The following is a 15,101-nucleotide window of genomic DNA, read 5'->3' as shown; positions in this document are numbered from 1 at the left end:
CGTGGTCTCGGTGCTGCGACATTACTGCCTCGTCGTCGGGGCCGGTGCGTCGGCCGGGGGCGGAATCCGCTCTCGAATCGATTCGAGTCGAATCGATTCGAGAGTACCGGCGGGCCGGTGCGCGCGCAAGGTCGGGGTCGTCACCCGCGCGACGTCGGCGGCCCGCGCCATCCGCCCGCCCCGGTCGTTACGATGAACGGGTCACCTCGACGCACGCCGTGACCCTCGGCGGGCGAGCCCGGCACCCGCACACCCCGTGGGCGCCCGTACGAAGTCAGGACAACGACGCCGATGAAGGCCCTGTACAAGTCCGCGCCCGGCGCGGGATTCGAGTTCGTCGACCGCCCCGAGCCCGAGCCCGGCCCGGCCGACGTGAAGATCCGGGTGCTTCGCACGGGCATCTGCGGCACCGACCTCCACATCGACGAGTGGGACGACTGGTGCTCGGCCGAGATCCGCACGCCGCTGATCGCCGGCCACGAGTTCTACGGAGAGGTCGTCGAGGTCGGCGAACTCGTGCACGACGTCTCGGTGGGCGACCGCGTGTCTGGCGAAGGGCACATCGTGTGCGGCATGTGCCGCAACTGCCGCGCCGGGCGCCGCCAGATGTGCATCCGCACCAAGGGCGTGGGTCTCCACCGCGACGGCGCGTTCGCCGAGTTCATCGTGCTGCCGGGCGAGAACGTCTGGGTGCACCACGACGACGTCGACCCCGAGGTCGGCGCGATCTTCGACCCCTTCGGCAACGCCGTGCACACCGCACTCGCGTTCTCGCTCGTCGGCGAGGACGTGCTCGTCGCCGGCTGCGGCCCCATCGGCCTCATGTCCATCGCCGTGGCCCGGCACGTCGGCGCGCGGTTCATCGTCGCGTCCGACGTCTCGCCGGCGCGGCTCGAGCTCGCGATGCAGATGGGGGCGGATGCCACGGTGGACGTGTCGCGCGAACGCATCCGCGACGTGCAGTCCCGGCTCGGCATGCGGGAGGGCTTCGACGTCGGCTTCGAGATGTCGGGCTCGGCGAAGGCGCTGCCCGAGATGATCGACAACATGAACCACGGCGGCCGGATCGCGTTGCTGGGCCTGCCGAGCGAGCCGTTCGCGATCGACTGGGGCAAGGTCGTGACGCACATGCTGACGCTCAAGGGCATCTACGGGCGCGAGATGTTCGAGACCTGGAACTCGATGAGCGCGATGCTGCAGACCAGCGCCGAGCTGCGCGGGCGCGTGGCATCCATCATCAGCGACCGCTACCCGGCGCGCGACTGGCGGACGGCCTTCGACGCGGCCGCCTCGGGCGGCGTCGGCAAGGTCATCCTCGACTGGACGGAGGTCTGAACGTGTACGGAGACGTGAAGGCGCAGCTGCGCGCCGAGCTCGACGAGATCGAGGCGGCGGGCCTGACCAAGCGCGAGCGCGGCATCCACGGGCCGCAGTCCTCGGAGATCGAGGTCGCCGGGCGCACGGTGCTGAACTTCTGCGCGAACAACTACCTCGGCCTGGCCGACGACGAGCGCATCGTCGCCGCCGCGCACCGCGGCCTCGACGAATGGGGCTACGGGCTCGCGAGCGTGCGCTTCATCTGCGGCACGCAGGAGCTGCACCTCGAGCTCGAGCGCGCAGTGTCGGAGTTCCTCGGCTACGACGACACGATCCTCTTCTCGTCGTGCTTCGACGCCAACGGCGGTGTCTTCGAGGTGCTCTTCGGGCCGGATGACGCGATCATCTCGGACGAGCTGAACCACGCGTCGATCATCGACGGCATCCGGCTGTCGAAGGCGCAGCGGTATCGCTACAAGAACCGCGACCTGGCCGACCTCGAGGCGCAGCTCGTCGCCGCGGCGGGTGCACGGCGGCGCGTGATCGTCACCGACGGCGTCTTCTCCATGGACGGGTACATCGCGCCGCTGCAGGAGATCTGCGATCTCGCCGAGATGTACGATGCGCTCGTCTTCGTCGACGACTCGCACGCCGTCGGCTTCGTCGGCGCGAACGGGCGCGGAACGCCCGAGCTGTGCGGCGTCGAGGGACGCGTCGACATCACGACCGGAACCTTCGGGAAGGCGCTCGGCGGGGCATCCGGCGGGTACGTCGCCGCCCGACAGGAGATCGTCGACCTGCTGCGCCAGCGTGCGCGGCCGTACCTGTTCTCGAACACGCTCGCGCCGGCGATCGTCGCCGGCACGATCGAGGCACTGCGCCTCGTCAGCGAGTCGGGCGAGCTGCGCGAGCGGCTCGTCGCCAACGCGGCGCTGTTCCGGTCGCTGATGACGGATGCCGGCTTCGAGCTGCTGCCCGGGTCGCACCCGATCGTGCCGGTCATGTTCGGGGACGCGGCGCTCACCGCGCGCATCGCGGACGCCCTGCAGGAGCGCGGCGTCTACGTGACCGCGTTCTCGTACCCGGTCGTGCCCAAGGGCAGGGCGCGCATCAGGGTGCAGCTCTCGGCCGCGCACTCGGAGGACGAGGTCCGCCGGTGCGTCGCGGCGTTCGCCGAGGCGCGCGACGCGGTGCTCGCGGCCGCGCCCGCCTGACCCATCCGTCGCGCGGGCGCAAGGGGGCTGTGGACGCGGTGCGCGCGGCGTACGGTCGGAAGCCGATGACAAGGAGGCACGAGATGCTGAAGGACCTCGTCGTGACCTCGACGATCGAGATCGACGCGCCCCCCGAGCGGGTATGGGAGGTCATCACCGACCCCGCCGCGGCGCGCGAGTACCTGCCCGGCACGACGCTCGACGCGGACTGGTTCGCGGGCGGGGCGCTCCGCTGGAGCGGGGAGTGGAACGGGCGGCCGTACGAGGACCACGGAACCGTGCTCGAGATCGACCCGCCGCATCGGCTGGTGCACACCCACTTCAGTCCGCGGCGCACGAGCGGCCTCGAGCCCGACGACCACCACACCCTGACCTGGACGGTCGACGGCGGTGGCGATGCCCCGACCGTGCTCACGCTCTCGCAGGACAACAACGCGACGCCCGAGTCGGCGGCGCACGCGAAGTCCGTCTGGGATGCGCTCGTCGCGAAGGTCAAGGAGATCGCCGAGCGCGGCTGAGCGCACCCCGCACCCGCCCCCGCCCCTCGCCCCTCGTCCAATCCTGCGGATATACGATCCGCCACCCCGGCCCGATTCGGCTGCAAGGCGGCGGGCCGGATCGTATATCCGCCAGGTGGGACTCGGGACGAGCGCATCGAATCGATTCGACCGTACAATCGAAGGGTGAGCCCCGAACCCGCCGCCGCGACCGGCGCCATCCCGCGCGTGACGCTCGCCGATGTCGCCGCGCGCGCCGGCGTCTCCGCGTCGACCGCGTCGCTCGCCTTCAGCGGCTCCGGCCCGGTGTCGGATGCCACGAAGGAGCGCGTCCTCGCCGCGGCATCCGAACTCGGCTACGCCGGCCCCGACCCCCGCGCCAGGTCCCTCCGCCGCGGCCGATCGGGGATCGTCGGCGTCGTGCTCGAGGAGCGCGTCCGCGCCGCCTTCCTCGACCCGGTGAAGATCCAGACCCTCGACGGACTCACCGAGGGCATCGCCCCGCTCGGCGCCGGCCTCCTGCTCTTCACCGACTCCGGCGACCCCGACGCGCCCGTCAGCCTCGACACGGCCCCGGTCGACGCGGTCGTGCTCATCGGATGCAGCCCGAAGTTCTTCCGCCAGGTCGAGGCGCTCCAGCGGCGCGGCATCCCGCTCGTCGCCATCGAGGGCGCACCGGGAGGCGACATCCCGGAGATCACGATCGACAACCGCGAGGCCACGCGGCTCGGGGCCGAGCACGTCCGCTCGCTCGGTCACACGGAGGTCGCGACCGTCACGCTCCCGTTCGAACCGACTCGCCGGCGCGGCGAACTGACGGCCGAGATGGAGTCGACCGCAACCGTCGACACCGCCGTCGAGCGGTTGCGCGGCGCGCGCGACGTCTTCCCCGAGATCCGCGTGAGCGTGGCCGGCGCGAGCTCGATCGAGGAGGGCCTCGAAGCCGCGAGACCCCTGCTGGCGGATGCCGCGACGCGGCCGACCGCGATCATCGCCCAGTCCGACCTGCTCGCGGCCGGCGTCATCCAGGCCGCCGAGGAGCTCGGCCTCGAGGTGCCGCGCGACCTCAGCGTCATCGGGTTCGACGGCATCCGCGTCGACGGACTGCAGCACGACCTCACGACCCTCGTGCAGCCCTCGGTCGCGAAGGGACGCGCGGCGGGCGAGGCGGTCGTGCGCATGCTGTCCGGCGAAGCGGCATCCGGCACCGACTTCACGAGCACGCTGCACGTCGGCGACACGACCGCGCCGCCGCGCGGCTGAACGCTCGACGCGGGGCCGGCTGATGGCGGCGTCCCGCTCAGGACGGCGTGATCTCGCCCGACCCCGACACGGTGCTGCGGATCTCCGGGCGCCCCGAGTAGCGCACCGTGCCGCTTCCCGACAGGACGACGTCGAGCGATTCGGACGCGTCGACCGAGATCTCGCCCGAGCCCGACAGCACGACCCGCGCCGAGTCGGCGCTGAGCTCAGACGCGTCGACGTCGCCCGAGCCGTCGACGTTGACGTGGAGTTCGTCGGTCGTGCCGCTCGGCCGGATCGAACCGGACCCGCTGATCGACGCCCGCACGGTCGACGCGTCGAGCTCGTCGGTCTCGATCTCGCCGGAGCCGCGGATCTCGAGCGTCACCTCGTCGGCATCGCCGAACTCGGCCGTCATGTCGCCCGATCCGGAGATCAGGACCGACTCGAGGGACGTGAGCGTGATGTCGAACACGAGGTCGCGGGCGCCGACGACGATCGGGCCGCGCTGCATGTCGATGATGAGCGCATCGCCCTCGACCTCGGTCGTGAGCCGCTCGAGCACGTTCTCGCCACCCGTGACCGTCAGCGACGGCGCTTCGCCCAGCCGGATCGTCACGTCGCCCGAGCCGCGCAGGACGACGGCCGTCGCATCATCGATCTCGCGGTTCTCGGTACGGGTGTCGCCGGGCGTCACGAACGGCACGCACGCGGTGACCGCGACGAGGACGCCGACGGCGAGCCCGGATGCCGCCGCGACACGGGAGGCTGGGCGGCGCCGGGCACGCGAGCGGACGGTGGGGTGGGGCAGGGCTCGACGCGCGGACATGTCGGCCTCCTTCGAACGACGGTGCCTCGAACGCTAGGTGCTGGCGCGCGTTTCCGCAGGGCCATTGGTCACGCGGGCGCGCCGGTCACCATCCACGCCCGGCCGCGCGCTCGCAGCGAGAGCGTCACCGCACGCGCGGCGAGGTACCCGAGTGAGAAGGCGGCCGTGAGCGCCGCGAGCGCTGCCGCGCCGGCGACGTCGGCGCCGGACGCATCCGCCCACCACACCACGCCGAACGCCATCGGGACGAACGCGGCGAGGTTCACGAGGCCCGTCCAGGCCAGGTACCGGGCGTCGCCCGCGCCGATCAGCACGCCGTCGAGCACGAACACCAGTCCGCCGAGCGGCGCCGAGAGGCCGAGCACGACGAGCGACGGCGGCAGCAGTGCCGCGACCTCCGCCGAGGAGGTGAAGAGGGCGGGCAGCACCCACGCGGTCGCGATGACGAGTGCGCCGATCACCGCACCCGCACCGATGCCCCACTCGACGCAGCGGCGCAGCACCGCACGAACGACGTCGACGTCGCCCGCGCCGAGGCCCTTGCCGATGAGGGCCTGCGCGGCGATGGCGAGCGCGTCGAGGGCGAACCCGAGTGTGAAGTAGATGGTGATCGCGACCTGGTAGGCCGCGAGTTCGTCTCGGCCGAGCGAGGTCGCCGCCCACGTCGCGAGCAGCAGCGCCACGCGCAGGCTCGCCGTGCGGAGGAACAGCCACCCGCCGTCGCGAGCACCCCGCAGCACGCCCGCGTGGCGCGGCCACGGGCTCGCGCCGACGCGCGCGACGTGCCGGGCGACGATGACGAGGTAGACGAGCACCATTCCCCACTGGGCGACGACGGTGCCGACCGCCGAACCCGCGATGCCCCAGCCGAGGCCGTAGATGAAGATCGCGTTCAGTGCGATGTTCGCCGCGAAGCCGAGGCCGGCGACCCACAGCGGGGTCCGCGTGTCCTGCAGCCCGCGCAGCAGGCCCGTCGCGGCGAACACCACCAGCATCGCGGGCAGCCCCGCCATCGAGATCGAGAGATAGACGGATGCCTCGGCGGCGACTTCGGCGGAGGCGCCGAAGGCGGCCACGAGCCACGGCGCAGCGAACCAGCCGGCGAGGGCGAGCACTGCGCCGAGCCCGAGCGCGAGCCAGAGCCCGTCGACGCCCGCGCCGACGGCACCGCGCTCGTCGCCCGCGCCGAGTCGACGCGCGACCGACGGCGTCGTCGCGTACGCGAGGAAGACCATCAGGCCGACGATCGTCTGCAGCACGGCGCTCGCGAGTCCGAGGCCGGCGAGGGGCGCGGCGCCGAGGTGCCCGACCATCGCCGTGTCGGCGACGAGGAACAGAGGCTCGGCGATGAGCGCGCCGAGGGCCGGGACGGCCAGGCGCAGGATGTCGCGGTCGACCGCGCGCCGCGCTGCGGCGGGTGCGGGAGCAGGGGGGCGGGGGCTCATGGCGGAACGAGCCTATGCGCGACCGCCGACGCTCACCGCGACTCGACGATCTCCTTGCCGAGGGGCGCGAGCGAGACCGGGATCAGCTTGAAGTTCGCGATGCCGAGCGGGATGCCGATGATCGTGAGGCACATGATGATGCCCGTCACGAGGTGCTCGAGCGCCAGCCACCACCCGGCGAGCAGCACCCAGATGACGTTCCCGATGAACGACCAGGCGCCGGAGGTCGGCTTGGAGACCACCTCGCGGCCGAACGGCCAGAGTGAGTAGTTCGCGATGCGGAACGACGCGATGCCCCACGGGATGGTCACGATGAGGATGCACATGAGCAGCCCCGCGAGCATGTACCCGATCCACAGCCAGATGCCCGCGAGGATCAGCCAGACGACGTTCAGGATCGTGTTCAGCATGGCTCGATCATCGCATCGGGCGGTGACGGCGGCGAGCCGGCGAACCCCCGGGTTCGGTGTGGCGCGCTGCACCCTGAACAGGCGTATGATTCCGCGGTGACCTTCCGAGGCACGGTCCGCGAACCGCGACCGCATCGCTTCCGACGGGGCATCCGGCTCCACCCGGCGCAGGCCGTGGTGGTCGGTTTCGCCGCCGCCGTCATGGGCGGCACCCTCCTGCTCTGGCTGCCGCCGATGACCGTCGTGCCAGGCGGCACGAGCTTCATCGACGCGCTCTTCACGGCGACGAGCTCCGTCTGCGTGACGGGCCTGACCGTGGTCGACACCGAGTTGCACTGGAGTCCGCTCGGTCACGTCGTGATCATGGTGCTCATCCAGCTCGGGGGCCTCGGCATCATGATCTTCGCCTCGCTCGTCGGCCTCGTGCTGGCGCGCAAGATGAGCGTCCGCTCGCGGCTCAACACGGCCGCCGAGGCGAAGGCGGTCGGGTACGACGACCTCCGCGGCCTGGTGCGCGGGATCGTGCTGATCTCGTTCGCGATCGAGGGCATCACCTGGATGTTCCTGTTCCCGCGCTTCCTCTTCGGCTACGACTACAGCCCGACGGATGCCGCGTGGCACGCGCTGTTCCACTCGGTCTCGTCGTTCAACAACGCGGGCTTCGCCCTCTACACGAACAACATGATGGACTTCGTCGCCGACCCGTTCATCTGCATCCCGATGTCCGTGGCGATCATCCTCGGCGGACTCGGGTTCCCCGTGATCATGCAGCTGCGCAAGGAGTTCAGTCGCCCGCTGCACTGGTCGATGAACACGAAGATCGTGCTGTGGGGCACCGGGGTGCTGCTCATCGTCGGCACCGCGTACCTCGCCATCGCCGAATGGGGCAACCCGGGCACCCTCGGCCCGCTCGACCCGGGCGCGAAGATGCTCGCCGCGTTCTTCATGTCGACCCAGACCCGCACCGCGGGCTTCAACTCGATCGACGTCGGCCAGATGCACGACGAGAGCTGGGTCGTGATGGACGTGCTCATGTTCATCGGCGGCGGCCCCGCCGGCACGGCCGGCGGCATCAAGGTGACCACGTTCGCGGTGCTGTTCTTCATCCTGCTCACCGAGTTCCGCGGCGAGGGCGCCGTCAACATCTTCGGCAAGCGGTTGAGCCGGGCCGTGCACCGCCAGGCCATCACGGTCGCGCTCGTCGCGGTGGGCGCCGTGATGACCGCGATCATCCTGCTGATGCACCTCACGAAGCTCGACCTCGACCTCGTCGCCTTCGAGGCGGTCTCTGCGTTCGCGACCGTCGGGCTCTCGACGGGCATCACCGGCGACCTGCCTCCGAGCGCCGAGGTCATCCTCGTGGTGCTCATGTTCCTCGGCCGCATCGGCCCGTTGACCCTGGGATCGGCGATCGCGCTCCGCGATCGGCGGATCCTCTACGAACTTCCGAAGGAGAGGCCCGCCATTGGGTAGGTTCACGTTGTTCGGCGGCGCGAGCGACACGTCGCGCCGCATCGCCGAGGCCGACTCGGTCGCGGTCATCGGGCTCGGGCGCTTCGGCAGTTCGCTCGCCCTCGAGCTCATGGCCGGCGGCACCGAGGTGCTCGGCATCGACGCCGACGAGGAGATCGTGCAGGCCCTGAACGGCGAGTTGACGCAGGTGGTCCGCGCCGACTCGACCAAGTCCGAGGTGCTGAGGCAGCTCGCGGTCGACGAGTTCGACCGGGTCGTCGTCGCCATCGGCACCGACATCACGGCGTCGATCCTCACCTGCTCGGTCCTCCTCGGCATGAAGATCCCGGTGATCTGGGCCAAGGCGGTGACCGAGCAGCACGCCGTGATCCTCGAGCAGCTCGGCGTGCACCACGTGATCCGCCCGGAGGCCGAGATGGGGCGCAGGGTGGCGCACCTCGTGCGGGGCGCCGCGCTCGACTACATCGAGATCGAGCAGGGGTACGCGATCGTGAAGACCGCGCCACCGTCGCGCCTGCACGGCATCCCGCTCGGACAGACCGCGCTCCGCAAGGAACTCGGGGTCACGGTCGCCGCGTTCAAGCGGCCCGGTGAGGAGTGGCGAAACGCCGATGCCGACACCGTGCTCGGCCCGGACGACACGGTGCTCGTGGTCGGCCCGACGCGCAAGGCCGAGGGCTTCGCGCAGCTGCGCTGACCGACGTGCGGCGCGGGTTCGCGGCATCCGCTCAGTTCCGGCCGCCCCGCGCGCTTAGGCTGTCGGAATGAGCGATGCGACGAAGCCCAGCGGCATCATCCTCGACGAACTCGACGCCGACGTGCGCCCGCAGGACGACCTCTTCCGCCACGTCAACGGCAAGTGGATCGAACGCACCGAGATCCCCGACGACAAGGCACGCTACGGCAGCTTCATCGTGCTCTACGAGGAGGCCGAGCAGGCCGTGCGGGAGATCATCGAGGAGGCGCAGGCCGCCGCGCCCGGCACCGAGGCGCGCAAGGTCGGCGACCTCTACGCCTCGTTCATGAACGAGGAGCGCGCGGAGATGCTCGGCGCGACGCCCATCGCGAGCCAGCTCGTCGAAGCGTCGCTGCCGGGCAGCGTCGCGCAGCTCCTCGAGGCGATCGGCCGTCTCGAGCGGCAGGGCGTCGGCGGCTTCGTCCAGCTCTTCGTCGACAACGACCCCGGCGATCCGGAGCGGTACCTCGTCTTCGTCGAGCAGGGCGGCATCGGCCTTCCCGACGAGAGCTACTACCGCGAGGAGCGCTTCGCTCCGATCCGCGAGAAGTACCTCGGCCACCTCGAGCGCATGTTCGGACTCGCCGCCCTCGACGACGCTGCCGCGCGTGCGCAGCGGGTGTTCGACCTCGAGACCGAGATCGCGAAGGCCCACTGGACCAACGTCGACTCGCGCGACAGCCAGAAGACGTACAACCTGATGCCGTGGTCGGAGGTCGCGGACGCGGCATCCATCGACCTCGACCTCTGGCGCGACGCGATGGGCGTCCCCGACGGCGCATTCGCCGAACTCGTCGTCCGGCAGCCGAGCTTCGTCGAGGGCGTCGGCGCGCTGATGACCGCCGATCGGCTTCCGGCGTGGCGCGACTGGCTCGCCTGGCAGGTCGTGCACGGCGCCGCGCCGTACCTCGGCAGCGCCTTCGTCGAGGAGAACTTCGACTTCTACGGCCGCACCCTCACCGGGACGCCGCAGCTGCGCGAGCGCTGGAAGCGCGCCGTGTCGTTCGTCGAGGGGGCGATGGGCGAGGCCGTGGGTCGCATCTACGTCGAGCGGCACTTCCCGCCCGCGGCGAAGGAGGCGATGGACGAGCTCGTCGCGAACCTCGTCGAGGCCTACCGCGATTCGATCACCGGGCTCGACTGGATGGGCGAGGAGACGCGCGCGAAGGCGCTCGAGAAGCTCGAGAAGTTCACGCCGAAGATCGGCTACCCCGTGAAGTGGCGCGACTACTCGACGCTCGAGGTCTCCGCGTCCGACCTCGTCGGCAACGTGCGTGCGGCGGCCGAGTTCGAGTTCCAGCGGCAACTCGGCAAGATCGGGAAGCCCCTCGACCGCGACGAGTGGTTCATGACGCCGCAGACGATCAACGCGTACTACAACCCGGGCTTCAACGAGATCGTGTTCCCGGCCGCCATCCTGCAGTTCCCGTTCTTCGACGAGACCCGCGACGCGGCGGCGAACTACGGGGCGATCGGCGCGGTCATCGGGCACGAGATCGGCCACGGCTTCGACGACCAGGGCTCGCGCTTCGACGGTGACGGCCGGCTCATCGACTGGTGGACCGAGGCCGACCGCGCCGCGTTCGAGGAGCGCACCAAGACGCTCATCGAGCAGTACGACGTGCTCGTGCCGGCCCAGCTCCTCGACGGCGACGGGCGCGGTGCCGTCGAGGCATCCGCTGCCGACGCGGCCGACGAGGACGAGACGGATGACTCGGGCGAACCCGCGCACGTCAACGGCGCGCTCACCATCGGCGAGAACATCGGCGACCTCGGCGGGCTCGCGATCGCGTGGAAGGCGTATCTGCTCTCGCTCGGCGGCAGCGAGGCGCCGGTCATCGACGGCCTGACCGGCGCCCAGCGGTTCTTCCTCTCGTGGGCGCAGGCCTGGCAGATGAAGGGGCGCGATGCCGAGGTGGAGCGGCTGCTGGCGATCGACCCGCACTCGCCGAACGAGTTCCGGTGCAACCAGATCGTCCGGAACATCGATGAGTTCTACACTGGGTTCGAGGTCACGCCCGATGACGAGCTCTGGCTCGACCCGGCCGACCGCGTCCGCATCTGGTAGCACCTCACCCAGACCCCCGTCCGATCCCGTCGAGCGCACCGCGATGCCGCGGTGGGGGAGCGCGAGACCCGAACGAAAGCCGCTGTTCCTGTCGTGGTGACCTCGTCCCAGGGTTCCGAGCGCCGTGCTCGGCACGCATCCTTCCGACGAAGCCGCCACCGCACCGACGAACATGTCGAGGACTTCTCGCGTGGCTTCGACTCCCTCGGCGAGCTCGCCCTCGGCGGCGTCCAGGTGTCGGCGCGGGCGACCGACCTGGCGACCGGCCGGGTGCTGTTCTCGGTCGACGACCACGTCGTGATGCCGACGGCCTCGATCGGCAAGGTGCTGCTGCTCGTCGAGGTCGCCTCCCGGCTCGGGCACGCGAGCCCCGAGGCGTTCACGGTGCTCGACCGGGCGCCCCGCGACGCGGTGGGCGACTCGGGCATCTGGCAGCACCTCCAGACCCCGTCCCTGCCGATGTCCGACCTCGCGGCGATGGTCGGCGCCACGAGCGACAACCTCGCCACGAACGTGCTCATCCGGCACATCGGCCTCGAGTCGGTGCGCTCGCGCACCGAGACGCTCGGGCTCACGCGTACGGCGCTGCTCGACCTCGTGCGCGATCACCGCGGGCCCGACGACGCACCGCAGCTGTCGATCGGCTCGGCCAAGGAGCTCACGTGGCTCTTCGCCTCCCTCGCCCGCGGCGAGATCGTGAGCCCCGAGGTGTCGCAGCGCGTCGTCGGCTGGCTCTCGCTGAATGCCGACCTGTCGATGGTCGCGTCGGCGTTCGGCCTCGATCCGCTCGCGCACCGCACGCCCGACCACGGGCTGCTCCTCATGAACAAGACGGGCACCGACGGCGGCGTGCGCAGCGAGGTGGGCGTGCTGCGCGGCCCGCGCGCGGGCGTGGCCTACGCGGTGTCGATGTACTTCGCCGACACTCAGCTCGCCTCGCGGCTCGCGGTGCTCGACGGCATGCGGCGCGTGGGCGCCGACCTGCTCGAGTACGTGCACTGACGGCCGGGCTGTTCCTGCAGCCGCCGTCGAGCGGCGGCTCCCGTCATCCGGTCGACCGGTCCCCGCGCCCCGGCCCGAGCGGAGTCGTGGTGCGGTCAGCCGAGCTTGGGGATCACGCGGCCGAGTCGCTCGCCCAGATCCTCCGCCTCGATCGGCGGAGACTCCCCGGTCGACGCCCTCCGCGCCCAGCTCATGCCGACATAGCGCATGAGGCCGGCGAGGAGGTGGGTGATGATCTCGGCCTGCTCGGGGAGGTCGGCGAGCTCGGCCTCGTCGGCGCCCGCCCTGAGCGCATCCTGTCGGAGCCGCAACTCGACGATCTGCCGGAGCTCCGCCTCGATCGCCGTGAGGCGCTCCATCTGACGGGCGAGGAGCATCGGGTTCTGCGAGACCGCGGTGATCCGCCGCATGATGAGCGACGGGTCGGACGGGATCCGGTCGGGTTCGATGCGGACGAGGCCGGCGGCCTCGGCGAGCAGCGGGCCGTCCGAGACGATGAACTCCCGCGCAGCCTGCTGGTCGACCGTCGGCTCGTCGGTGCCGAGCAGCGCGGCGTCCTTCGTCTTGAAGTGGTTGAAGAACGTGCGCTGGCTGATGCCCGCGGCCTGGCAGATCATGTCGACCGTGACCTGGTCGTAGCCGTGCTCGGTCACGAGGTCGATCGCGGCGCGCTCGATCGCCGCGGTCGTCTCCGCGACGCTGCGGCGCCGGGGGCCTGGTTCGGTCGACATGATCCGCCTCCTGGTCGGTCTACTCGTACCGTAGCGAGTCGATCGGATCCTGGCGGGCCGCCCTGCGGGCGGGGAGGACGCCGGACACGAACGCGACGAGCATGATCACGAGGACCACGCCGAGCACGTTCACCGGCTCGAAGAGCAGGATCGTGAGCCCGGGCAGGTCGGCGAGCGGTCCGGCCGACAGCGCGGAGGAGACCACCGTGCCGAGCCCGATCGCCGCGGCGGCGCCGATGGCCGACCCGAGGAAGCCGATGACGACCGCCTCGAGACTGAACAGCGAGAACACCTTCCCGTTCGACATGCCCATGGCCTTCATCAGGCCGATCTCACGCGTGCGCTCCTGCACGCTCATCAGCAGCGTGTTGACGATGCCGAAGGATGCCGCGAGCAGCGCGATCACGGAGAACGCGCTGAGCACGCCGATGATGCCGTTGATGACGGTCTGGATGACGCCGAGCTGGTCCTCGACGGTCTGGCCGGCGAGGTCGGCCTCGGCGAGCTGCGTCTTGACGCCGGCGACGTCGTCTTCGGTGACGGTGCCGTCGGGACCTGTTCCGTCGAGGTGGGCGACGGCGAGGACCCAGGCGTCGGGTCGCCCGGGGATCGCCTGCGCGTCGGAGACCGCGTCGGTCAGGCTCCGATTGGCGCCGGCGCCCGTGGCGAACAGGCTCGTCCGCGCGACCCCGGCGACCTCGACCTCGACGGTCTGCGCGGCCTGCGTCGCGTCGGTGTAGCCGAGCTCGACCGTCTCGCCGATCGCGGATTCCGCGTCGGCGAACCCGAGTGCGTCGACGTAGTCGTCGGGGAGGACGATCTGCGTTGCATCGGTCTCGTCGTCCAGCTGGCGGCCCGCGACGAGGTCGCTCCGGCCGAGCGAGGAGCTCGGGTTGACGTCGAGCTCGTAGCGGTCGGAGTCCGTGCCGTCGAGCGGCGCGATCCAGTCGATGGTGATCTGGCGGACGGGCTCGACGAGATCGACGCCGTCCATCTCCCGCATGGCGTCGAGGTCGTCGTCGTTCAGGAGCGTGCCCGCGCCCAGCGGGTTGGGCTGCGTGGCCTGCTGTCGGCCGTCGGCATCGTACGGCGTCGGTCCGTCGCCGGTGTCGGTCGACGCGGCCGGCGTGACGAGGAGCGCGTCGCCGGTGCTCACCGTCGCGACCTGGCGCTCCACGTAGTCGTTGACGCCTGCGCCGAGCGCGGTCGTGAGGGTGAGGGTGAACGCGCCGACGAAGAGGCTCAGCACCGTGAGCGTCGTGCGGAGCTTGCTGCGGAACGCGTTCCGCGTCGCGTTGGTGATGACGTCCGAGGTCCTCATCGTCCCGCTCCGTCCACGATCAGGCCGTCGGCGATGCTGACGCGGCGGTCGCAGCGGGCGGCGAGCTCGTCGTCGTGGGTGACGATGACGAGGGTGATGCCGTGCTCGCGCTGCAGGTCGAACAGGAGGTCCTCGACCTGGGCTCCGGTGGTCGTGTCCAGGTTGCCCGTGGGCTCGTCGGCGAAGATCACGTCGGGTTCGTTGACGAGGGCTCGGGCGATCACGACGCGCTGCTTCTGCCCGCCGGAGAGGTCGTTGGCGCGGTTCTTCGCCTTGTCGGCCAGGCCGAGCGAGTCGAGGACCGCCATGCCGCGACGCACCCGCTCGCGGGGCGCGACGCCGGCGACGAGCAGCGGAAGGGTGACGTTCTCGAGCACCGACTGCTGCGCGGTGAGGAAGAACTGCTGGAAGACGAATCCGAACCGTTCGTTGCGAAGGCGGTTGATCCGCTTGGCGGGGGCGGATGCCGCATCCTCGCCATCGATCTCGACGATGCCGGAGCTCGGCCGATCGAGGAGGGCGAGCAGGTGCATCAGGGTGGACTTGCCGGAGCCCGACTTGCCGACGATCGCGAGCGATTCGCCGCGCCGCACGTCGAGCGACACGCCCTTCAGCGCGTCGAAGCGCGATTCGCCGGCTCCGTAGGTCTTGGTCAGCGCCTGCGCGCTGAGCACCGGCGGTGCGCCGGATGCGGGGGAGGGGGTCATCACCGAGTTCCTTTCAGGTGTTGCAGCATTGAGTGCAGTTACTGCAACAGTGACTGGCGCAACTGGGAGCCTCCCGGGAACGGCGACGGGCGGCGGGCGGCGCGCTCGC

General features: G+C 70.9%; 14 protein-coding genes. 8 read left to right on the top strand and 6 right to left on the bottom strand.

Annotated features, from left to right (window positions below):
* Nucleotides 1–291: 291 nt before the first annotated feature.
* The 4 genes from tdh (at nt 292) to ACIQH8_RS15560 (ending at nt 4,291) form a co-directional block, all read left to right on the top strand.
* Nucleotides 292–1,335 (top strand): L-threonine 3-dehydrogenase, encoded by a 1,044-nt coding sequence (gene tdh, locus ACIQH8_RS15575; RefSeq protein ID WP_401000307.1) that lies wholly within the window; start codon nt 292–294, stop codon nt 1,333–1,335.
* A 2-nt stretch (nt 1,336–1,337) separates the two neighbouring features.
* Nucleotides 1,338–2,531, top strand: coding sequence for a glycine C-acetyltransferase (locus tag ACIQH8_RS15570; RefSeq protein ID WP_401000305.1), 1,194 nt, complete (start codon nt 1,338–1,340; stop codon nt 2,529–2,531).
* An 83-nt stretch (nt 2,532–2,614) separates the two neighbouring features.
* Nucleotides 2,615–3,049, top strand: coding sequence for an SRPBCC domain-containing protein (locus tag ACIQH8_RS15565; RefSeq protein ID WP_401000303.1), 435 nt, complete (start codon nt 2,615–2,617; stop codon nt 3,047–3,049).
* Nucleotides 3,050–3,214: 165 nt separating this feature from the next.
* On the top strand, nt 3,215–4,291 hold the full coding sequence (locus tag ACIQH8_RS15560; protein ID WP_401000301.1) for a LacI family DNA-binding transcriptional regulator: 1,077 nt from the start codon (nt 3,215–3,217) through the stop codon (nt 4,289–4,291).
* Between the two features lie 37 nt (nt 4,292–4,328).
* Here the strand turns inward: ACIQH8_RS15560 and ACIQH8_RS15555 are convergent, their stop codons facing one another.
* From ACIQH8_RS15555 to ACIQH8_RS15545, 3 genes are all read right to left on the bottom strand, one after another.
* Complete coding sequence (locus tag ACIQH8_RS15555) at nt 4,329–5,099, bottom strand: head GIN domain-containing protein (protein WP_401000299.1); 771 nt, start codon at nt 5,097–5,099, stop codon at nt 4,329–4,331.
* 68 nt (nt 5,100–5,167) lie between these two features.
* A complete protein-coding gene (locus tag ACIQH8_RS15550) occupies nt 5,168–6,544 on the bottom strand; it encodes an MATE family efflux transporter (RefSeq protein ID WP_401000297.1) in 1,377 nt (458 codons plus the stop codon).
* A gap of 32 nt (nt 6,545–6,576) precedes the next feature.
* Nucleotides 6,577–6,951 carry a YccF domain-containing protein gene (locus tag ACIQH8_RS15545; protein WP_401000774.1) on the bottom strand — a complete coding sequence of 125 codons (375 nt, stop codon included), beginning with the start codon at nt 6,949–6,951 and terminating at the stop codon, nt 6,577–6,579.
* 99 nt (nt 6,952–7,050) lie between these two features.
* On the opposite strand from ACIQH8_RS15545, the gene ACIQH8_RS15540 reads away from it, so the two are divergent.
* The 4 genes from ACIQH8_RS15540 (at nt 7,051) to ACIQH8_RS15525 (ending at nt 12,233) form a co-directional block, all read left to right on the top strand.
* A complete protein-coding gene (locus ACIQH8_RS15540) occupies nt 7,051–8,427 on the top strand; it encodes a TrkH family potassium uptake protein (protein ID WP_401000295.1) in 1,377 nt (458 codons plus the stop codon).
* Nucleotides 8,420–9,124, top strand: a complete 705-nt coding sequence (locus tag ACIQH8_RS15535) for a potassium channel family protein (RefSeq protein ID WP_401000293.1) — start codon at nt 8,420–8,422, stop codon at nt 9,122–9,124. Before ACIQH8_RS15540 ends, ACIQH8_RS15535 begins: the two co-directional genes overlap by 8 nt.
* A gap of 67 nt (nt 9,125–9,191) precedes the next feature.
* Nucleotides 9,192–11,231 (top strand): M13 family metallopeptidase, encoded by a 2,040-nt coding sequence (locus ACIQH8_RS15530; RefSeq protein WP_401000291.1) that lies wholly within the window; start codon nt 9,192–9,194, stop codon nt 11,229–11,231.
* A 96-nt stretch (nt 11,232–11,327) separates the two neighbouring features.
* Nucleotides 11,328–12,233: a serine hydrolase gene (locus ACIQH8_RS15525; RefSeq protein WP_271192330.1), complete on the top strand. Its 906-nt coding sequence runs from the start codon at nt 11,328–11,330 to the stop codon at nt 12,231–12,233.
* 95 nt (nt 12,234–12,328) lie between these two features.
* Here the strand turns inward: ACIQH8_RS15525 and ACIQH8_RS15520 are convergent, their stop codons facing one another.
* Genes ACIQH8_RS15520 through ACIQH8_RS15510 form a run of 3 tightly spaced genes read right to left on the bottom strand, consistent with a single transcriptional unit; the run spans nt 12,329 to nt 14,992 of the window.
* The gene (locus tag ACIQH8_RS15520; protein WP_401000289.1) at nt 12,329–12,964 is read right to left on the bottom strand and encodes a TetR/AcrR family transcriptional regulator; all 636 of its coding nucleotides are present in this window, start codon (nt 12,962–12,964) and stop codon (nt 12,329–12,331) included.
* A 19-nt stretch (nt 12,965–12,983) separates the two neighbouring features.
* A complete protein-coding gene (locus tag ACIQH8_RS15515) occupies nt 12,984–14,285 on the bottom strand; it encodes an ABC transporter permease (RefSeq protein ID WP_401000287.1) in 1,302 nt (433 codons plus the stop codon).
* The gene (locus ACIQH8_RS15510; protein ID WP_401000286.1) at nt 14,282–14,992 is read right to left on the bottom strand and encodes an ABC transporter ATP-binding protein; all 711 of its coding nucleotides are present in this window, start codon (nt 14,990–14,992) and stop codon (nt 14,282–14,284) included. The genes ACIQH8_RS15515 and ACIQH8_RS15510 overlap by 4 nt, the downstream gene beginning before the upstream one ends.
* Nucleotides 14,993–15,101 lie beyond the last annotated feature (109 nt).

It is taken from the genome of Agromyces sp. GXQ0307, from assembly GCF_044769845.1.
Classification (GTDB): Bacteria; Actinomycetota; Actinomycetes; order Actinomycetales; family Microbacteriaceae; genus Agromyces.
This window is presented reverse-complemented; position numbering and strand designations above follow the sequence as displayed.

What these genes read in the sequence shown, in the direction of transcription:
- tdh (WP_401000307.1), top strand. Translation starts at nt 292, where the DNA reads ATGAAGGCCCTGTACAAGTCCGCGCCCGGCGCGGGATTCGAGTTCGTC.
- ACIQH8_RS15565 (WP_401000303.1), top strand. Translation starts at nt 2,615, where the DNA reads ATGCTGAAGGACCTCGTCGTGACCTCGACGATCGAGATCGACGCGCCC.
- ACIQH8_RS15555 (WP_401000299.1), bottom strand. Translation starts at nt 5,099, where the DNA reads ATGTCCGCGCGTCGAGCCCTGCCCCACCCCACCGTCCGCTCGCGTGCC.
- ACIQH8_RS15550 (WP_401000297.1), bottom strand. Translation starts at nt 6,544, where the DNA reads ATGAGCCCCCGCCCCCCTGCTCCCGCACCCGCCGCAGCGCGGCGCGCG.
- ACIQH8_RS15530 (WP_401000291.1), top strand. Translation starts at nt 9,192, where the DNA reads ATGAGCGATGCGACGAAGCCCAGCGGCATCATCCTCGACGAACTCGAC.
- ACIQH8_RS15520 (WP_401000289.1), bottom strand. Translation starts at nt 12,964, where the DNA reads ATGTCGACCGAACCAGGCCCCCGGCGCCGCAGCGTCGCGGAGACGACC.
- ACIQH8_RS15515 (WP_401000287.1), bottom strand. Translation starts at nt 14,285, where the DNA reads ATGAGGACCTCGGACGTCATCACCAACGCGACGCGGAACGCGTTCCGC.
- ACIQH8_RS15510 (WP_401000286.1), bottom strand. Translation starts at nt 14,992, where the DNA reads ATGACCCCCTCCCCCGCATCCGGCGCACCGCCGGTGCTCAGCGCGCAG.